This window comes from Ottowia pentelensis, assembly GCF_964341695.1.
The window spans coordinates 3,500,676-3,516,424 of sequence record NZ_OZ224513.1; the positions used below are offsets into that span (position 1 = coordinate 3,500,676).

General features: G+C 56.0%; 11 protein-coding genes. 1 reads left to right on the forward strand and 10 read right to left on the reverse strand.

Going from position 1 to position 15,749, the window contains the following annotated elements:
* Window positions 1-12 precede the first annotated feature (12 nt).
* The 10 genes from ACWHMB_RS16905 to ACWHMB_RS16950 form a co-directional block, all read right to left on the reverse strand.
* A complete protein-coding gene (locus ACWHMB_RS16905; protein WP_447648599.1) occupies window positions 13-1,833 on the reverse strand; it encodes a hypothetical protein in 1,821 nt (606 codons plus the stop codon).
* The gene (locus tag ACWHMB_RS16910; protein ID WP_447648600.1) at window positions 1,830-4,319 is read right to left on the reverse strand and encodes an AAA family ATPase; all 2,490 of its coding nucleotides are present in this window, start codon (window positions 4,317-4,319) and stop codon (window positions 1,830-1,832) included. Before ACWHMB_RS16910 ends, ACWHMB_RS16905 begins: the two co-directional genes overlap by 4 nt.
* The gene (locus ACWHMB_RS16915) at window positions 4,204-4,797 is read right to left on the reverse strand and encodes a hypothetical protein (protein ID WP_447648601.1); all 594 of its coding nucleotides are present in this window, start codon (window positions 4,795-4,797) and stop codon (window positions 4,204-4,206) included. The genes ACWHMB_RS16910 and ACWHMB_RS16915 overlap by 116 nt, the downstream gene beginning before the upstream one ends.
* Window positions 4,798-4,811: 14 nt before the next feature.
* Window positions 4,812-5,783, reverse strand: coding sequence for an IS481 family transposase (locus ACWHMB_RS16920; RefSeq protein WP_377542684.1), 972 nt, complete (start codon window positions 5,781-5,783; stop codon window positions 4,812-4,814).
* An 85-nt stretch (window positions 5,784-5,868) separates the two neighbouring features.
* A complete protein-coding gene (locus tag ACWHMB_RS16925; protein ID WP_447648602.1) occupies window positions 5,869-6,750 on the reverse strand; it encodes a hypothetical protein in 882 nt (293 codons plus the stop codon).
* Window positions 6,740-10,054 (reverse strand): DEAD/DEAH box helicase, encoded by a 3,315-nt coding sequence (locus ACWHMB_RS16930; protein WP_447648603.1) that lies wholly within the window; start codon window positions 10,052-10,054, stop codon window positions 6,740-6,742. The genes ACWHMB_RS16925 and ACWHMB_RS16930 overlap by 11 nt, the downstream gene beginning before the upstream one ends.
* A 7-nt stretch (window positions 10,055-10,061) precedes the next feature.
* Window positions 10,062-11,489 carry a protein kinase domain-containing protein gene (locus tag ACWHMB_RS16935; RefSeq protein WP_447648604.1) on the reverse strand — a complete coding sequence of 476 codons (1,428 nt, stop codon included), beginning with the start codon at window positions 11,487-11,489 and terminating at the stop codon, window positions 10,062-10,064.
* A complete protein-coding gene (locus tag ACWHMB_RS16940; RefSeq protein WP_447648605.1) occupies window positions 11,486-12,190 on the reverse strand; it encodes a PP2C family serine/threonine-protein phosphatase in 705 nt (234 codons plus the stop codon). Before ACWHMB_RS16940 ends, ACWHMB_RS16935 begins: the two co-directional genes overlap by 4 nt.
* Window positions 12,187-13,005, reverse strand: coding sequence for a vWA domain-containing protein (locus ACWHMB_RS16945; protein WP_447648606.1), 819 nt, complete (start codon window positions 13,003-13,005; stop codon window positions 12,187-12,189). Before ACWHMB_RS16945 ends, ACWHMB_RS16940 begins: the two co-directional genes overlap by 4 nt.
* A gap of 33 nt (window positions 13,006-13,038) precedes the next feature.
* Window positions 13,039-14,556, reverse strand: a complete 1,518-nt coding sequence (locus ACWHMB_RS16950) for a sigma-54 interaction domain-containing protein (protein ID WP_447648607.1) — start codon at window positions 14,554-14,556, stop codon at window positions 13,039-13,041.
* A 288-nt stretch (window positions 14,557-14,844) separates the two neighbouring features.
* Here ACWHMB_RS16950 and ACWHMB_RS16955 point away from each other — a divergent pair, with 288 nt between their 5' ends.
* Complete coding sequence (locus ACWHMB_RS16955; RefSeq protein ID WP_447648608.1) at window positions 14,845-15,744, forward strand: WYL domain-containing protein; 900 nt, start codon at window positions 14,845-14,847, stop codon at window positions 15,742-15,744.
* Window positions 15,745-15,749 lie beyond the last annotated feature (5 nt).

A 15,749-nucleotide genomic window follows, 5' to 3' on the forward strand; every position in this document is an offset into this window, starting at 1 on the left:
GGAATACCGTTCTCACAAAGAGACTTCAAAGTCCAACCAATCGCGGCCAGACCAATTAAACCCATCAGCTAAAGGTAAATTCGTCGCTCCCCTTGGACGCATTGCAAAGACTCTCTTGTCACTCAAGGTCTTGAGCGACCAAGTTGTCTCGCAGGTTCGGCATCGGCAATAAAACTCCCGGTGCGGGCTAGCACTGAATTGAGCATCATGACTGCAGAGACGCGACAGAGCAGTCAATTGATCTACAGCAGTCAACACCTGATTTTCGATTTGCTCGCTTGCAGACTCCTGAAGTTTTAATTTGATCTGGGACGCCTGCCTGGAGTCCAGGGGCGCGATAAGTCGAACGTGCGTCGAAGATATGCTCTCAAAATTATTGGGCCATCCGTCAGCCATCTGCTTTACAAGTGTTGGCAAGGGGCCAAGTTTTTTTCCGTAGCCTTCGATCAACCCTGAAATCATCCACTCATCAATTAATCTCCCCATCTTTTCGACAACGTAAAGATCTAAAGGAGATATAGCCAAGCGCTGCCGAGAAGAAATACTGTCTGAGCAGCCTGGCCAGCAAACGACATGACTTGAATTTAGGCTTTCACCTTCTTCGACATCTTTTCCAAACCAAGCGATAGGAATCAACCGAAGAGTCTCAGCGTGCGAGTTGAGAATTAGCCAATCTTGACCATCCTGTCTCACTGAAAACGTAATTCCAGCCCAACCGAACTCTAAGCGATCACCCTTTCCACCTTGCAGTCCATATCTTTCCAAGGCTCGTCGAAGAACCAGGCCAACGTAGTCTCTGTAGGCAAGGTGCAACTGCTGATGCTTCGCCAGTCGCTCTTCTGGCCTCATTTGCCGATCCTCTCGTTCGTCTTTCAAACTTTCCCAAAGAGGAGGCAAATGCCTGTAGTGAGGATCATGATTCAGAATGTTGGTGCGATGAACCTGGGCGGGTACTACAGACGCTGCGGGGACGTGTGGATAAAGACCACGTTGCTTCAATCCTCTAATTGCACGCAACTGAGCCTCAATCTCCGATAGAGCACGCTTTCCGGCCTCCAATTGCATCCCGGTCTTGTCATCAAGATATGACTCCCCCCAAAGACGGCAAATATCTTGGCGAAGTCGAAAGTGCGTCTGCTCAGAGTCTTGAAACTCCAAAGCTCGCGCTAGACGTGCATTAACACCACGGATGCGAGCTAGTCTCTTGGCAAGATGTCGATCCAGCCGATCCAGCAATCGCTTGTAGAGTCTGTTCTCATAGATGGCGTAGTCATCCTCGCTGAAACGCGCCAGAACCTTGCGAGGTTGCACACCGCTAAGCGTGCGCTGCTGCCAGCAATCCGAGTGCGATGCCAGATGACTTACCGCCGACGTTGCCAGACGTCGAGCTCGCGCTACGGGTGCAACCAGATCATCGTACCGAAGGTCTCTGCGCGGCCGATCAGATATCGAGTGCAAATGACCATCTCTGAGTACTGTGGCCAAATTCCGTTCGAGTTCCTCAAGGGCACACTGCGCGGCCATCTCAGCGGGCAGCATCGGCGACACACTCAAACCATTTGCGTGGGAAAGCTTTCCTGCGATTGAAATAATCGCCTCTGCAGAAAGATCGGAGTCCGCTTGATCGTCGTCAGTTTGATCGATGGAAAGCACTTGTGATTCAGTGTCTTGAATCCGGATGAAACCCGACCCATCATCCGTGATTAGATCGCCAGCCTGCAAATGGCTGTGTCCATTGACAACAAGTGGCTCAAGCAAACAATACCGCCCCGGCAGAAACGCATCGGGTAGGTGACTGAGTTTTTCACCCGTAAGGCGATCAAGAAATCTCATGCCCCGCGTTCCTTGCGGCGGCGATCCTCAGCCAACAGGGCCATGGAACGGCGAGGCTCCGATTTCCACCCCTTCCAAACTGTGGTCAGGGCTTGTTCGATGGCGTTTAGATCATCGATGGTCGCATCGTATCTGCCAGTGACCTTGCCACGCCGAAATACTCTGCTGGCAAGCAAATGGTCCAGAGCATCTTCTTTGCGACCGCCTGCAGCCATGTAAACGGGGACAAATCGCATGGCCTGACGTTCGAGTCGATTACCCCAACCCAAGTCAAAGCGATCCTGCAAGATGCTCGTGAGCGGGCCTGTCGTCAACTCCGCCAACAACTCTGAAACCTCATCAGCGTTTTGTGTCACAGCGGCATCGAAACGCTCGATCAATGATCCATAGCTAAAGCTGGCCTTTGGCTTTGGCTCTACCTTGAATCCCGCTTCGTGGCGGGGAAGCGTCATGACATGAGCACGGTCGTAGGTTTTGTCGGCGAACTCGTTCGTTGTTTCATCGTGGTTAGCAGTGCCTACAAACCAGACGTTGTGGGGAACCCGAATCCTTCGCCCCTCCACCAGTAGCGCAGGGGCGTTCGGCAACTGGCTTTCCGACAAACTTATGAGTCGATCTCTTGGGTCATTCTTTTCGAGCGCCGAGAGGAATTCAGCAAAATACTGCTCCGGGCGAGACAGGTTCATCTCGTCCAGCAAGATGATGTTGCACCGGTCCTTGTAAGCGGCAGTTTGCGCACGGTAGAGACCTTGCAGGCAGTCGCGCTCATAGAAGCGCTTTTCGAAAGCGTTGTAGTGTCCCAGTAGATCATCACGGTCTCGCCAGCCAGCCTGGACGGCGATGTCGGTGCAATGCCCCCCGACAGCCTTTGCAAATGCCTTCGCCAAGCTTGTTTTGCCTGTGCCGCTGATTCCCTGAAAGATGTGAAGCTGGCTCATGGCCAACCCAGCAATAAGCAACTGAATATCTTCGAGGCGGAAATGCAGTGTTGCACCTTCTTCCGCTTGAGCGATCCGGTGCTGCAATTCAACAGAGAATTTTTTCAGATCAGGAACGTCTTGCTCCGGCAGGCTCAACTCCTTGGCCTTGCGATCCTTGATCCAATCGGCAGTGGACGCCGAGTCCATCCATGCCATTTGAGGGAACGGCTTCTCAGATTGCTGTGACTGGGTTAGGTCATCTACCGTTTTGCCCAAGTCATTGAGCCTTGCACTCAAGATCTGATTGTTCTTTTCCAGGGCGCGCTTTTCTCTTTCCAGGTTCTCTTTGTCACTCACGCCGAGGCGGAGGCGATGAAGCTGAGCTTTTGCATCAGCCAAATCTAAATGTACCTCGTCGAGTTGAGCCTTTTGCTCATCACGGAGTTTTCGCAGCGCCTCATTCTCTGCTCGCAACTGATCATCTTCACTGCTTGCGAGTTGGTTCTCTAGTTGAGTCACTCGACGCTTATGGGCAGCCAACTCGTCAAGGATCTCGCGTGCAGACCGCCCTGCCAAAACTTCGGATAACTCGCGGAATTGTTCAATTTCCTGCCTGGTTGACTCTAGCTCGTCATAAACCTTTTGACGGCTATCCCTGGCTCTTTGATGAGCGGTCTTCCAACCAGCAATTTCCTGCTCCGCTTCCCGTAGCGCATCTTCTCGGATCTGTGCTCGTTCGCGTTCTAGCTCTTTCCACTCCGCATCTAGTCGCCGTTGTTGCTGCTGTAGACCTCTCTCCTTGTTTGCAATCTCCGCTTCACGCTCCATCAGCGCTAATGCGCGCGCGGACTCGTCGTCAAGCGCCTTCTGCTCCGCTTGGAGGATGCCAAGTTGAATCTCAGTCTTCTTAGACTCAAGTTCCACGATTTCTTTCTTGAGTTCACTGAGTGCGGCCACGTTTTGGGCGGCAAAACCGGAACGCGCATCCAGTTCTCGCTTCTCAAGTTCACGCTCCTTATCAGCCAAACTTGATTCGGACTTTTTTATCTCAACTTGTCTTTGCTTCAACTCTTCGTCGAGTTTGTGGATCTCTTCGGTTCGCTTCTTGTTCTCATCACTTCGGCGGGAGAATGCCTCCTCCTTGCGAGCCAGGTCCTCTGTGCGCTTCTGCGCGTCTTCATGTAGATCACGAACTCTCTTTGCGACATCAGAGATATCCGCAAGCAACCTCTCGAGCTCAAGTTTTTTCTCGGGCTCTACCTTATCCAACTCGCTGACCTGATCTTTCTCCAAGTCAGGGAGTGCCACAGCGGAAGCATCGCCTTGCACCAACGATGCAAGGGAGCCAATTCCAGCAGTTGCTTTCTGCCATGCCGATGCGACCGCACTTTGTGCAGTATTTGCGTTTTGCGCGACTGGGGCTTTGTTCCCCTTATTGTGTTTTGCCATTTCAATACCAGCCCTTAAAAATTTGAACCCATTCGATGACAAAGTCAGCGTGTTCCATGGCTTCTTCTCTATCGATTCTTTCGCTACCTGAATGCCCAGCTTTTTTGTTGCGAGCATCGGCCATATCAAGCAGACGAGTCAGTTGAAGCTCATCGGCGGATAATTTGAGGAAGGGGTGTGATGCTTGATCCACTGTCCCTAACAGCGCCGCAAACAACAACGCCTTGAGCGAACTGCTACCGCGCTTCACCGCTGTGCGCACCTGATCCAAGCGCTGCTCAGACAAGCGCTTAATTACGTCATCGGTAAGGCAAGGAAGGTTGAAGAACTGGAGGTAATATTGCGCTTCCCCATCTTTCCAATCTCTCTGGTCTTTCCAGTGCGGCAATCTACGAATGTCCGATGGGAATGCTTTCAACAGCCACTGCAGCACGCTTTCTGCCAAGTTGTGAGTCTCAATGAGAAGGCTCGTCACATCCTCCTGCCAAGACCGCTCCTGACTGGCCAGCACGGATCTTCGTCTCAGAACGCTGGCGAGGTATCCCTCAACAATCGGTACCTTCCGCGACCAGTTGTAATCTGCAAGCAGCGTCAAGTCGATCTGGTTCTCTAGGTGTCGCATCCCGGACGATCATAAGGTCGCTTGTGAAACAGATGCGGGCTCTCCTGATACCACTGCTTCATGGCCTGCATAGGCGTCTTGCTGCCCAGCGCTGACTGCGGCAGTTGGTGGTTGTACAGGGCCACATAACGCAGCAAGGTCTGCTCCATGTCCTCGCGGCTGTTGAACCTGTGCGTCTTGAGCACGTCGGCAATGCGACCGTTGAACCTCTCCACCATGCCATTGGTCCTGGGCGTTCTGGGCTTGGTCAGGCGGTGTTCGATCCCCAACTCGTCGCACAACTGATCGAACTCGTGGTTGCCGCTGGGCTGGCGCTCGCGGCTGGCAAACAGGCGATCGGTGAACTCCTTGCCGTTGTCGGTCAGCAGCTTGTGGATCTTGATCGGGCAGGCCTTGTGCAGTGCCTTCAGGAAGGACTGTGCACTGGCGGCGGTCTTGTTGGCCTTGAGGGCCACGTACACCCAGCGCGTGGCCCGGTCGATGGCCACGAACAGGTAGCGCCGACTGCTCTCGTCCTGCATCTGGGGCAGGTATTTCACGTCCATGTGCACATAGCCCGGCTCGTAGCTCTTGAAGGCCTTGTGGGCCACGGTAGGCTCCTGGGGCTTGAGGGCATTGAGGTTGCCCGCGCCATGGCGGCGCAGGCACCGATCCAGGCCTGAGCGCGAGACATGGGGGCAAATGAACTCCCGCGTGACAGCCAGCAGGTCATCCAGGGGCAGCAGCAAGGTGCGCCGCAGGTGCACCACCACGCTCTCTTGCGCCGGCGTGAGCACCGTCTGCAGGCGATGGGCCGTGTGCGAGCGATCCCCAAAGACCTGGCGCTTCTTCCACTTGTAGACCGTTTGCTCGGTGATGCCAAAGCGCTGGGCCAGGACAGCGGCGGTCTCGTGGCTGGCCGCGATCTCGGCGCGCACGGCCGGTGTCGTGCGGGCGTTCTTGTGCAGGGCTATCAGCATGGCGTGGCACTCCCGGTGGCTTGCAAGGACTCTATCAACTCCCGCAATACGGCTCGGGCCATGAACAGCGGGTAGCGGTTTTCATCTATGTAATCGTCCGGGATGCGACATCTAGGGATCGGAGCCATTCCTCTGCCGACAAATCGTTAGATCTTGTCTCGCCTACCGCGTCAGCGATGTATCTTGCGAGTCGATCGTTTCGCGGCAAGACTTCCTGCAGGGGTTTGCGCAACCAAGACGCAGCCTGCTGCAACCCGAATGGGTCGGCAACCAACCAGGGTTGTGGCCCAGCCTCGTCGGGAAAAATCCATGTCCACAACCACATCGACTGCGCCGAATCTTCGACGAAGCTCAAACTCTCAATACGGACACGTGCCGAAAGCTCGTCATCACGCTGTTTGGCGTGGTCGTGATCCGTCCGATAGCGCTGAAACGCATCAAAGAGGGCTGCTGTGTCCAGTGTGCCCTCTCGGAAGTGATTGAGGCGGAAGGGGCGATCTTCCTTTCCGGAATCGAGGTCTCGCAGGAACACTGGGTAACCACGTTCATCGACTCGCTTCGCTTCGATCTCTGGAAGTTCTTCAGTGAATCGCGGCAGCCAGTTCCCCGAGATCGCGTCCTGATATGCGTACCCCATGCGGACTTCTTCGCTGGCATCCTGAGCCTCTTCGAGGACACGTTCACCTTGAGAGGTGACTGATCCCAAGGTGGTCATCCAGCCGTTCGGGATCAGTTGGGTTGCAATGATGAACGCCACCAGTTCTCGATCCAGCCCCAACAACTCAGCCATTTCCGAACTGTCCTGGCATCTGGCCCTTGCAAGTCCAAGGATCGCCTGCTGGAACAGGTTTAACTTGAGGACACGATTTGTTGGATAAAGGACCTTCCAAACGCGGACAGGCCACAAAAGCGGACGCCCACCCGGGGGGCGACGGACATCGAAGCGAAGATAGCGGTCAGCGGCCATGCGCCATCTCCTCTCTACAAAGCTTGAGGAATGCAGCTAGAGCCGGGACCCCTTCCTCAGCCTCGGGCCCTTCGGCCATATGTTTGGCACCGACGGCGACTAAGAGCTTCCTCTGGCGACTCATCGCAACGTTCATGCGATTTGCCAACCGCAAGTGCCCATACTTGCCGTTGAGCAATCGTTCGCGCTCTTCCCCCTCCTTCTGATCGGGAACCACCACGTCGTTAGCTCGCACTACGGACAGGAAGACGACGTCAAACTCTTTGCCTTGAAACGCGTCAACCGTGCCGACGCGCAGTCGCTCATCACCTGATTCAGTCTGCCGGTAGGAGCGCGCGATCCGGACTTCCCCATCCTCTTCCTCGGCCAAGCCCTCGTCAGCCAGTGCATCAAGTATCAGGTCACACTGGGCGCGGTAGAAACTGATGACCCCAATGCTCAGCGACGGCCCACAAGAATCTGCAATCCGCTTAACCTCTTTTGCAATAGAAATTGCCTCCGCCCGTCTTTCATAACCGGGTTTTAGGAATTTTTCTTTCCCGTCCTGCAGAGGCACATCCAACCAAGCTGCACATTTGCCTTGGTAGCCAGGAATCGTGTGAACGAAATCCTGCGCAGGCCGACCTGAGTGCAAGACGTCCAATCCCTCAGATTCATAAAACTGCTTGCTGATGAAGTCACCCAGTCTCGGATGCATTCTGTACTGCGTATCGAGCATCACGACGCGCTTGATGTTGTCGACTTTCTCTTGCTCCCTAAGCTGCTTCACCAGCCGCTCAAAAAGACTCTGCTCATACGCCTTCGCTTGAGCCTCAGTCAGGCTTTGCCTGGAAATGAGTTCATCTTCCAACTCTCGCTGAACAAGGTGAGGTAGTTGCCGATGATCGCCAACCAGGATGATGCGACGCCGCGCCATCGCCATTGGAACGAAAAGATCGAGAGGATTTGCTCTTGCGGCTTCGTCAATGACAACCGTGTCGAATTCAATTCCTTCTGATGCATCCAGGTCGCTCAACTCCTTCAAGCTGCTCATCGCCTTACCAGCTGACTGCTGGCATGTCGCACCGACAATGCTGGCGTACTCGCGGACCGCTCTAGCTGCCTCATTGGGGGCTTGGGAAAGTGCCGCCTGGTAGGAGGCCACTACCGCAGAGATGCCACGGCGAGATTGGCGTAAAGGCGCATCTATTGCGTGCTCGATCTCGGCCAAGAGCCCGAGCACTTCTCCGCTCAACGCCTGCTTAAGCTGCGGGGGCCTGTAATCGGGGATCAGCCGATCCAGCATGGACCGCTTAAACGCAGCCAATTCAGCAAGGTCTGCTTCTGTTGCATCGGCAACCGTTGAAAGACGCTGGAGCAAGCTCCATTCCGAATCTTGAAGGTTGACCTTGTTACGTCGCAGCGTACGCTCAAGCTGGTGAACTCTGTCCGGACCGTCGTCGGCGAACCCGATAGAACTGGTGCGCAGGGCCCTCACCAAGCGCACAAGCCCAGCAGGCTCATTCGCCTGACGCTGGGTTTCGACTCTTTTCTGCTGAACAAGAAACTCATCCCATCGGTCCTTAACATGGGCCGGAAGACGAACATCTAGATCGAATAGCTGACGCAAAAGGACATCAATTTGCTCGAACTGTGTTTGGCGTTCCTGAGCCGACATGCTCGCAAGTCTCAATGCGGTGATACGTCGATCTAGCTCTTCCAATGGTCGAGTCAGCGGCTCATTCAGTCGAATCGCGTCGAGTCGAGCAGAGATTTCTTTCCGTTTGCGTTCACACCAAACACCAACGGGGTCGACACCGCCTTCGTCACGGCGCCCTCGGCCGCCAATTCGAACGGCAGGCAAGCCAAAGACTTCGGCACGATTCAGGGCGTTATCGACTGCATCGTGCTGGTAACTGCTGATCAGCACCTGATGCTGCAATGAATTTTCGCCCAGAGTTTCTGCTAGGCGACGCTGTAGCGCAGCTATGACCTGGGTTTTCCCAGTACCTGGAGGGCCGACGATCAGTGCAATGTCCGGGGTATTGATGGCCACATCCAAGGCTAGCTTTTGGCGCTCGGTTGGAAGCCCCTTGAAACAAGCTTTGGCATAGCTAGATAGGCCAATGAGTTGACGTCGCCGGGCGCTTGGTGGAGCCACCCCTTCCAGCAAGTAGCTCAGCTGCGGCAGTCGCCGCCCTTCATTAATAGATTGCCTTGCGCGCGCACGACGGGTCTGTACGGCTTCATCACCTGATAGTGAGTAGTAGATGAACCCCTTGGTTGGGGGGCGTTCTGAGCGCCGGTCCTGGCTGGGAACCAAGACCACGCCCTCTCGCTCGAATCGCAATACACCACGAACGGGGCGACGGCGTGCTCGGTCAGCTCTGCTCGGCGCGTCTTCAACCTCGGAATCAAGATCAAGCTCCCGATCCCCAAGCTCGACTTGCGTCGTGTTCGCCAGCCCCAAAGCTTTCCATCGCTTCCGGAAATCCTTCAGGTGATCCGCATCAACTTTTAGAAACCAGGCCCACAGTTCACCTTCGACGAGTTCCGCACTCTTGAAACGAAGAGAACCCAGTTCCCTCGCGCAATCTCGAGCCTGCTCCCATTCGAGCGCACCATACTCTTGCCATAAACGTAGGTAGCTGCCGTTGTCGCGCAGCGCGGCATCCAGAAGTGCGCGTTGTTCTGTACTCTGGAGACGCACGGCGACACTGGCATCTTGGAAAGAGATCGTGCCAACGGCCATGGCTACACGTGCTGTAGCCCCCTTGAGACGAGTGACGCTCATCAGTTTGAGCACGCCAGCATCTCGTTTGACGTTGCCGCGCCAGCCTGCACCAAACAGAACGAAACTCTCATCGGAAGGGTTGTCGAAGCGGCCAAGAAAAACACGATCCATTTCTGAATTCGGTGCTTTTTCGGCTGAGATGAATTGCTCATTCAACCAACCAACTGCAGTGGGTACGTCGGGAGCAGAAATCTCACCCCTGCTGGCCAATTGCTCCGCAATGGCCTCATCAACAGAAATCGCCATATCCAACTGGATCTGCTCGACCAAATCCAAGGATTGAAGGTGGAGAACCTCCCCATGCCGATGCCTTAACACCCACAACGTCAGACCTCGTTGGACCTGAAGCGCAATTCGATCTTGGCGTCCTTCTACTTTGCCGACGCAAACGGCGTCGCCCTGTCGGAGAAGATAGTCATTACCGTGTGCCTGTACTGACACGGCCTCACCGATCTGCCAATCGGCTCCCAGGTCGTCACATGTGAACTGGGCAAGTTCACCCGACAGAAGAGGAAAGTCGCGGAGTTTCATCGTTGCCTCACCAGTTGAAACGCCAAACGACGTGCTCTTCTTCTACTGCACCTAGGTGGAGCCAAAAAGACACTCCTGAACGGCTGTCTGACTTGAGCCGCTGCCGACGCACAACCGGGACGACTTTGTCGTCAGATGCTCTTTGCAAGGAAACTTGCGTACCGGCTGATGGCTCTATCCACAAGCCATCCTTTGCAAGCTCGACAGTGCATAGCGGACGTGCGTCCGCGTACAGAGACGTTCCTAAAGGCAAAGTTTTTAACTCGGCAGGGCTCATAGTCAAAACCATCGCCTTGCCTGTGCGAGTCCAGCACTCTTTTCGAATCAACGACTCTGGAACGTCTTCCGGTAAGCCCTCCCGGAGCAGGTCCGGTGGCATATAGCGATACTCCTGCAAGAGGATCGTGCAATTCGTGCCCTGGGTGTGATCGCAAAATGGACAGATGTGCTTAGATGTGTAAAAAAAAGTGCTGCCACAAGACTCGCATTGATCGCAATGGCCTGTGGCAGCCTCGAAGGCATCTGCCCACTCATTGAGACTTGGTCGCTCACCCGGATTGTTCAGCCCGGCATTGAAGCATCGTTCAAACAGCGCACGCAGTGGCGCATTGAGCGTGATTTCGCGAGGCAGACCTATCGACAAGACATTGCTGCGATCAACCGGGTGATCTACCCAAGGGAGTTCGCCGCGGAGGGCTGCCTCTTCACGCTCGGGTTCACCCTCAAGCACAACGTCCCCCTTGAGGGGGTGAACCAGCGTGAGGATGCGATACGCCATGACCGCAAAACTCCAGCTGTCGGTCAGTGTATTGATGCCGGACTCTCCCCTCAGAATCTCTGGAGCCCCGTAATCGGGGGTGAATACACCTTGCTGACCGTCATGCGACTGACTCGCAACGTTGTCGGCGTCGATTAACCAGACTTCGGCGTACTCTAGTGACTGCGATACGAAGACATTTGCAGGAGAAAGATCGCCATAAGCGAGTCCTCGGCCATGCAACTCAGCCAGGACCCGAGCCAGTCGCGCGAGCATCTTCAACCGGCGCAACAGACCGCCTGTCTTCACATAGCCCGAGAGGCCTTCATCTGACATCAAGGCGTCCGTCGCGACCTGCATCAGTTCAGTCATTGGGACCAGACCATCCATCAGTTCCATGACGTAACCGGGCTGCGGCTGCGTGATGAGGGCTTGCGGATGTGCGATGGGAAGGCCCTCAAGTGGCTGACGCATAAGTGCGCGAATCTTGCTCGTCCAACTGTTTCGCTTTTCTTCTGTTGTTGCGCGAGAGACTTTGACGAGTACATTGGGGTAGTTGGTCGTGCAAACGATCCCCTGACCGCCTTCGCCGATACGCCCTGTCAGTTCATAGGACTGACCGTGTTGGTCTAGCACTGTCCTGTTTTTCTTTGGTGCCTCTGGTGTTGCTGTGCTCATTCAGAAGTCCTAAAAATGGCCACGAGTGTTTTGTCGTCGCTGTGTAAGGGTGTCGCCCAGTCATTCAGTTCAGACTGCAACCAGCGTCTGCCTCTGCGCCGATTCCGAGCGCTCACGTCTTGATAAAGCGCATCAAAGAAGTCGGCAAGATGTGCAGGTTCGAGGTCATCGGCCACGCCATCTGTCATCAAGACAACACCATCACCCGGCTCGGTGAATCGGCCTTTCGTACAGCTCCATCTGTCCTGCAGGTACGTGGACTCAAGTGCCCAAGTCTGATTGCCATAGGCTGTGCGCTCTGGCGTGATGCGACGGAACTCGCCAGCGCATTTCACCAGCAGAAGACCATCACCCAATTGGGCTGCATGGACCTCGCCTTGATCTGTCACGCGGCCGAACAGCAGCGTGGTCGCGGCGTCTCGAGGAGTTGTCGGATCGATCGCTCCAAGCCATTGCTGGTGAATCAAGGGCAGCGTTGCCGGTAGATCGAAACTGCTCGATGTGGCACGCAAAATCTGCCGGGTAACTTGGCAGGCACTACGTGCCCCCAGATCACTACGTGCTCTCGATCCCAATCCGTCTGCCACAGCCGCAATCCAGCCACCTCGGCAACCCGCCAGAACCATCGCGTCCTGATTAGGCTCGCCCAGATCCCGGTGTCGGGGGCCAATGACGCTCGCGCCGCAGGCAATAAACCTCATTGGAAGTCGAGGTCCAGTGCGTCGTCATCCGGCGGCGGGACAACGAATGCGGTTGAGATGTCTGGATTTTGGCTTGACGTGCGAGTGGTCACACTCATGGTCACTGCACGGAAGAAGCGGTGGATGTCCCGGGCGTTGTGGGCTTTAAAAATGGGAGCCTCTGCGTCGTTTGCAAAATCCTTCAGCATTGCTTCATCGGCATCCGGCCCAATCGCCATAGCTAGCCGGGTCGCCTTCTGTGCCCGCTCGGAGTCGCAAAGAGCCTTGAAAGGAGCCTCCCAGTCGTCGGTCGGTTGTCCATCAGACAACAGAATCAAGACGGGGCGATAGGCTCTGGAGGGGATGCGATCCTTGTCCTCCAGCAACTGACGCGCGAGATCAAATGCCGCACCCATCGGCGTGACACCGTCAGCCTTAAATTCCGAGAACCCTGCGACGCCATGTGCCGCAACCAATGGCAAGTGCATCTGCGCCTTGCCACCAAAGGTGATCAGGCCCACCTGGATCTCGGCGCGCAAACGACTTTCCTTGGCGAAAGTCGAGACCATGTCCTTCATCGCAGCATTTAGCGCTTCGATCTTGCCGTTCTCCCCCATGCTGCCACTTGTGTCTGCCAAGACGATCACGGGGAGAGGCCGGGGCGTGGCGACAGCGAATTTTTTGAGACTGCTCATCTTCTTTGTCCTTTGATCAGGTTGATTTTTGGCATTCGGGCTTGAGGGCTTGGGTGGTGAAACCGGCACCTTGGTGGAACGCATCGCGAGATCGCCGACGTATCGACTCACGATGTCTTCTTGGTATTTGGCAAACCCCATGACCCAGCCTCCAATTCATAAAAGTTCTTATGCTTATGCACCATCCGTGCCAGCTTTTTTGGACTGGTACTTGAACAACCAATTCGTCAAGGTTTGGTAACTGCCAAGACCCAACAGCTTCGCTGCCTCAGTCTTGTTGCCACGACTCTGCTCCATGGCCCTATCCAGGTAGTGCCGGGCCACATCTGCCATCAGATCAGGTAGCGAAAACCCCTCGCCAATTGCGGCCCCAAGAATGGCGTCGTCTGTGCCGGTGGTTGTGAGCGAGAGAACCTCATCGATATCCTCGGCGGCTATCTCCTCTCCTGGCGCCCAGATGGACGCCCTCAAAAGCGCGTTGTGCAGCTCCCTCACATTGCCCGGCCAGGCGTGGCGAAGAAGAAGATTTCTTGCGCCAACAGATAAGTTCTTATGCTTAAAGCCCGGCTGCGAAGTTGCTTCGCGGTTTATCTGCGCCAGCAAAGCGTCGATCAATAGATTGAGGTCCCCTTCGCGAGCGCGCAGGGGAGGCAATGCCAAGATGCCAACCGCGATTCGATGAAACACATCCTCTCTGAATCGCCCCGCCCGAACTTCTTCCGGCAGAACCCGGTTGGTAGCGGCGACGATGCGCACATCGATTTTTCGGGACTTACTGGCCCCCAGGCGGGTCACTTCATGCTCCTGGAGTACGCGCAGCAGTCGAACCTGTGACTGCAGCGGCAGTTCACCGATTTCGTCCAAGAAAAGCGTCCCGCCATCAGCTGCCTCAAAGTAGCCGGCCCGGGTTGCATGGGCACCGGTGAACGCGCCCTTTTCATGACCAAAAAGCTCCGAGTCGATCAGTTCGAGCGGGATGGCCCCACAGTTGACTGCAACAAAGGGAGCGCCTTTTCGCTTGCTCGAAGCGTGGATCGCACGTGCAAAGAGTTCCTTGCCGGTCCCGGACTCCCCTTGGATCAATACGGGCAGATCCCGTTGCGCCAATCGCTGCGCCATCGCGACTACACGCTTCATCGCATTGCAGCGGTGAATGATGCTGGCGAACTCCGGTGCTGCCGGGGGCGATCCTTGGACAAGGTGTGCGAGAGCTTCGTCAGCTTGCTTGCTCGCAACTGGAAGGAACTCTGCGGCTAGGTCGAATGGAACAACGACAGGACGCACGCCGTGTTCACGAGAGGATTCGATGAGGTTGGCCCCGTACTTGGCTTTCGCCAACAGCACCCAGACAGCAGCCATGGCAGGGGTACCAGGGCTCACGTGAAAAGTGACCGGCAGCTCAGGAGAAGAAGAAAGCGTCGCGGACACCGCTCCGTTGGCTGCGACGTATATGTCTTCGAAATCGGTGGGGCTGCGCAGTTTTGCGTACCGCACCTCTGTAGCCCCCGTGAATTTGCCGCTCAGCCACGCCACGAAGTTCTGCGTTTTCTGCTGACCGTGATCCGACAGGAGCACTAGACGGTCATACACCCCGGTCTCCAGCGCCATCAAGATGGGACCGAAGTCTGTGCCCGACGCATCTTCCGAGGCGCGAAGGTCTGAGTTACCAAGCCAGGCAAAAAGTGTGGGCATCAGGCATAAGAAATTATGTGACTACATAAATTTCATTCTATCGTGGGTCATATGCATATGGAAAGCGTCGTAGGCCCTGGCTGATGACAAGAGAAATCCTGGACGGCGAGGAGCGCAAACCGATCAACTTCACAGCACCCCGGCATTCACTCGCCATACCTCATTGCCCCAGCTTCCTTCGCAGAGTATTATGTCATCAATTTGATGATGTAAACTTCCTAGCAATGAGCAATCGAACAGTCAATTTCGGTCTTACCGTCATCTTCCGTGGGTGAGGATCACCTGACCATGCATCCCCAGCGCGTTGAGAGCTTGAGCCACGCCCAGCGCGAGCGGCTGGCCTACATCGACTTCCGGCTCTACTTCTTCGGTGAGATTGGCCGCCCCGACCTGATCGACCGTTTTGGCGTTGCTCCGGCAGGGGCGACACGCGATTTGGCGCTGTACCGAGAAATCGCGCCGCAGAACATCACCTTCGACGGCAGCAACAAGATCTACCGCATCGGGCAGGCGTTCTCCCCGCTGTTCGACCACGCATCGCAGCGCGTGCTGTCGGCGCGGGCTCTGGGCTTCGGCGATGGCGTGACCGGCGCAACGCAGCCGCTGCTGCCGTGCGAGTCGCCTACCGCTCTGAGCAACCCCAGGATGGATGTGTTGGCCCCGGTCTGCCGGGCGATCCACGCCAAGCGACCCGTCGCCATCCGCTACCACTCGATGAGCAGCGGAGAGTCCGAGCGGGTCATCGTGCCCTTTGCCCTGGTGGACACCGGTCTGCGTTGGCACGTCCGGGCCTTTGATCGCAAGAGCGGGGAGTTTCGGGACTTTGTCGTCACGCGCATCGAAGCGCCGACCCTTCTTGATGAGGAGCCGCAGGCGAACGAGCGTCCGGACAACGACATCCAGTGGACGCGCATCGTCGAGCTGGACTTCGTGCCGCACCCGCGCCTTGACCGCCCCGAGATCATCAAGATGGACTACGGGATGACCGACGGCTCGATCCGGATGCGTGTTCGCGCCGCCGTCGCGGGCTACATGCTGCTGCGCTGGAGCGTGGACTGCTCGCCCGACCATCGGCTCAAGGAAGAACAGTACCGCCTATGGCTCAGCGATCCGCTGGCGCTGTACGGCGTCGAGAACGCCAAGCTGGCTCCGGGCTACCAAGCCCCAAGCAGCCCAAAGAAACGATAGGAAAG

What these genes read in the sequence shown, in the direction of transcription:
- ACWHMB_RS16905 (WP_447648599.1), bottom strand. Translation starts at nt 1,833, where the DNA reads ATGAGATTTCTTGATCGCCTTACGGGTGAAAAACTCAGTCACCTACCC.
- ACWHMB_RS16910 (WP_447648600.1), bottom strand. Translation starts at nt 4,319, where the DNA reads ATGCTCGCAACAAAAAAGCTGGGCATTCAGGTAGCGAAAGAATCGATA.
- ACWHMB_RS16920 (WP_377542684.1), bottom strand. Translation starts at nt 5,783, where the DNA reads ATGCTGATAGCCCTGCACAAGAACGCCCGCACGACACCGGCCGTGCGC.
- ACWHMB_RS16925 (WP_447648602.1), bottom strand. Translation starts at nt 6,750, where the DNA reads ATGGCCGCTGACCGCTATCTTCGCTTCGATGTCCGTCGCCCCCCGGGT.
- ACWHMB_RS16930 (WP_447648603.1), bottom strand. Translation starts at nt 10,054, where the DNA reads ATGAAACTCCGCGACTTTCCTCTTCTGTCGGGTGAACTTGCCCAGTTC.
- ACWHMB_RS16935 (WP_447648604.1), bottom strand. Translation starts at nt 11,489, where the DNA reads ATGAGCACAGCAACACCAGAGGCACCAAAGAAAAACAGGACAGTGCTA.
- ACWHMB_RS16940 (WP_447648605.1), bottom strand. Translation starts at nt 12,190, where the DNA reads ATGAGGTTTATTGCCTGCGGCGCGAGCGTCATTGGCCCCCGACACCGG.
- ACWHMB_RS16945 (WP_447648606.1), bottom strand. Translation starts at nt 13,005, where the DNA reads ATGGGGTTTGCCAAATACCAAGAAGACATCGTGAGTCGATACGTCGGC.
- ACWHMB_RS16950 (WP_447648607.1), bottom strand. Translation starts at nt 14,556, where the DNA reads ATGCCCACACTTTTTGCCTGGCTTGGTAACTCAGACCTTCGCGCCTCG.
- ACWHMB_RS16955 (WP_447648608.1), top strand. Translation starts at nt 14,845, where the DNA reads ATGCATCCCCAGCGCGTTGAGAGCTTGAGCCACGCCCAGCGCGAGCGG.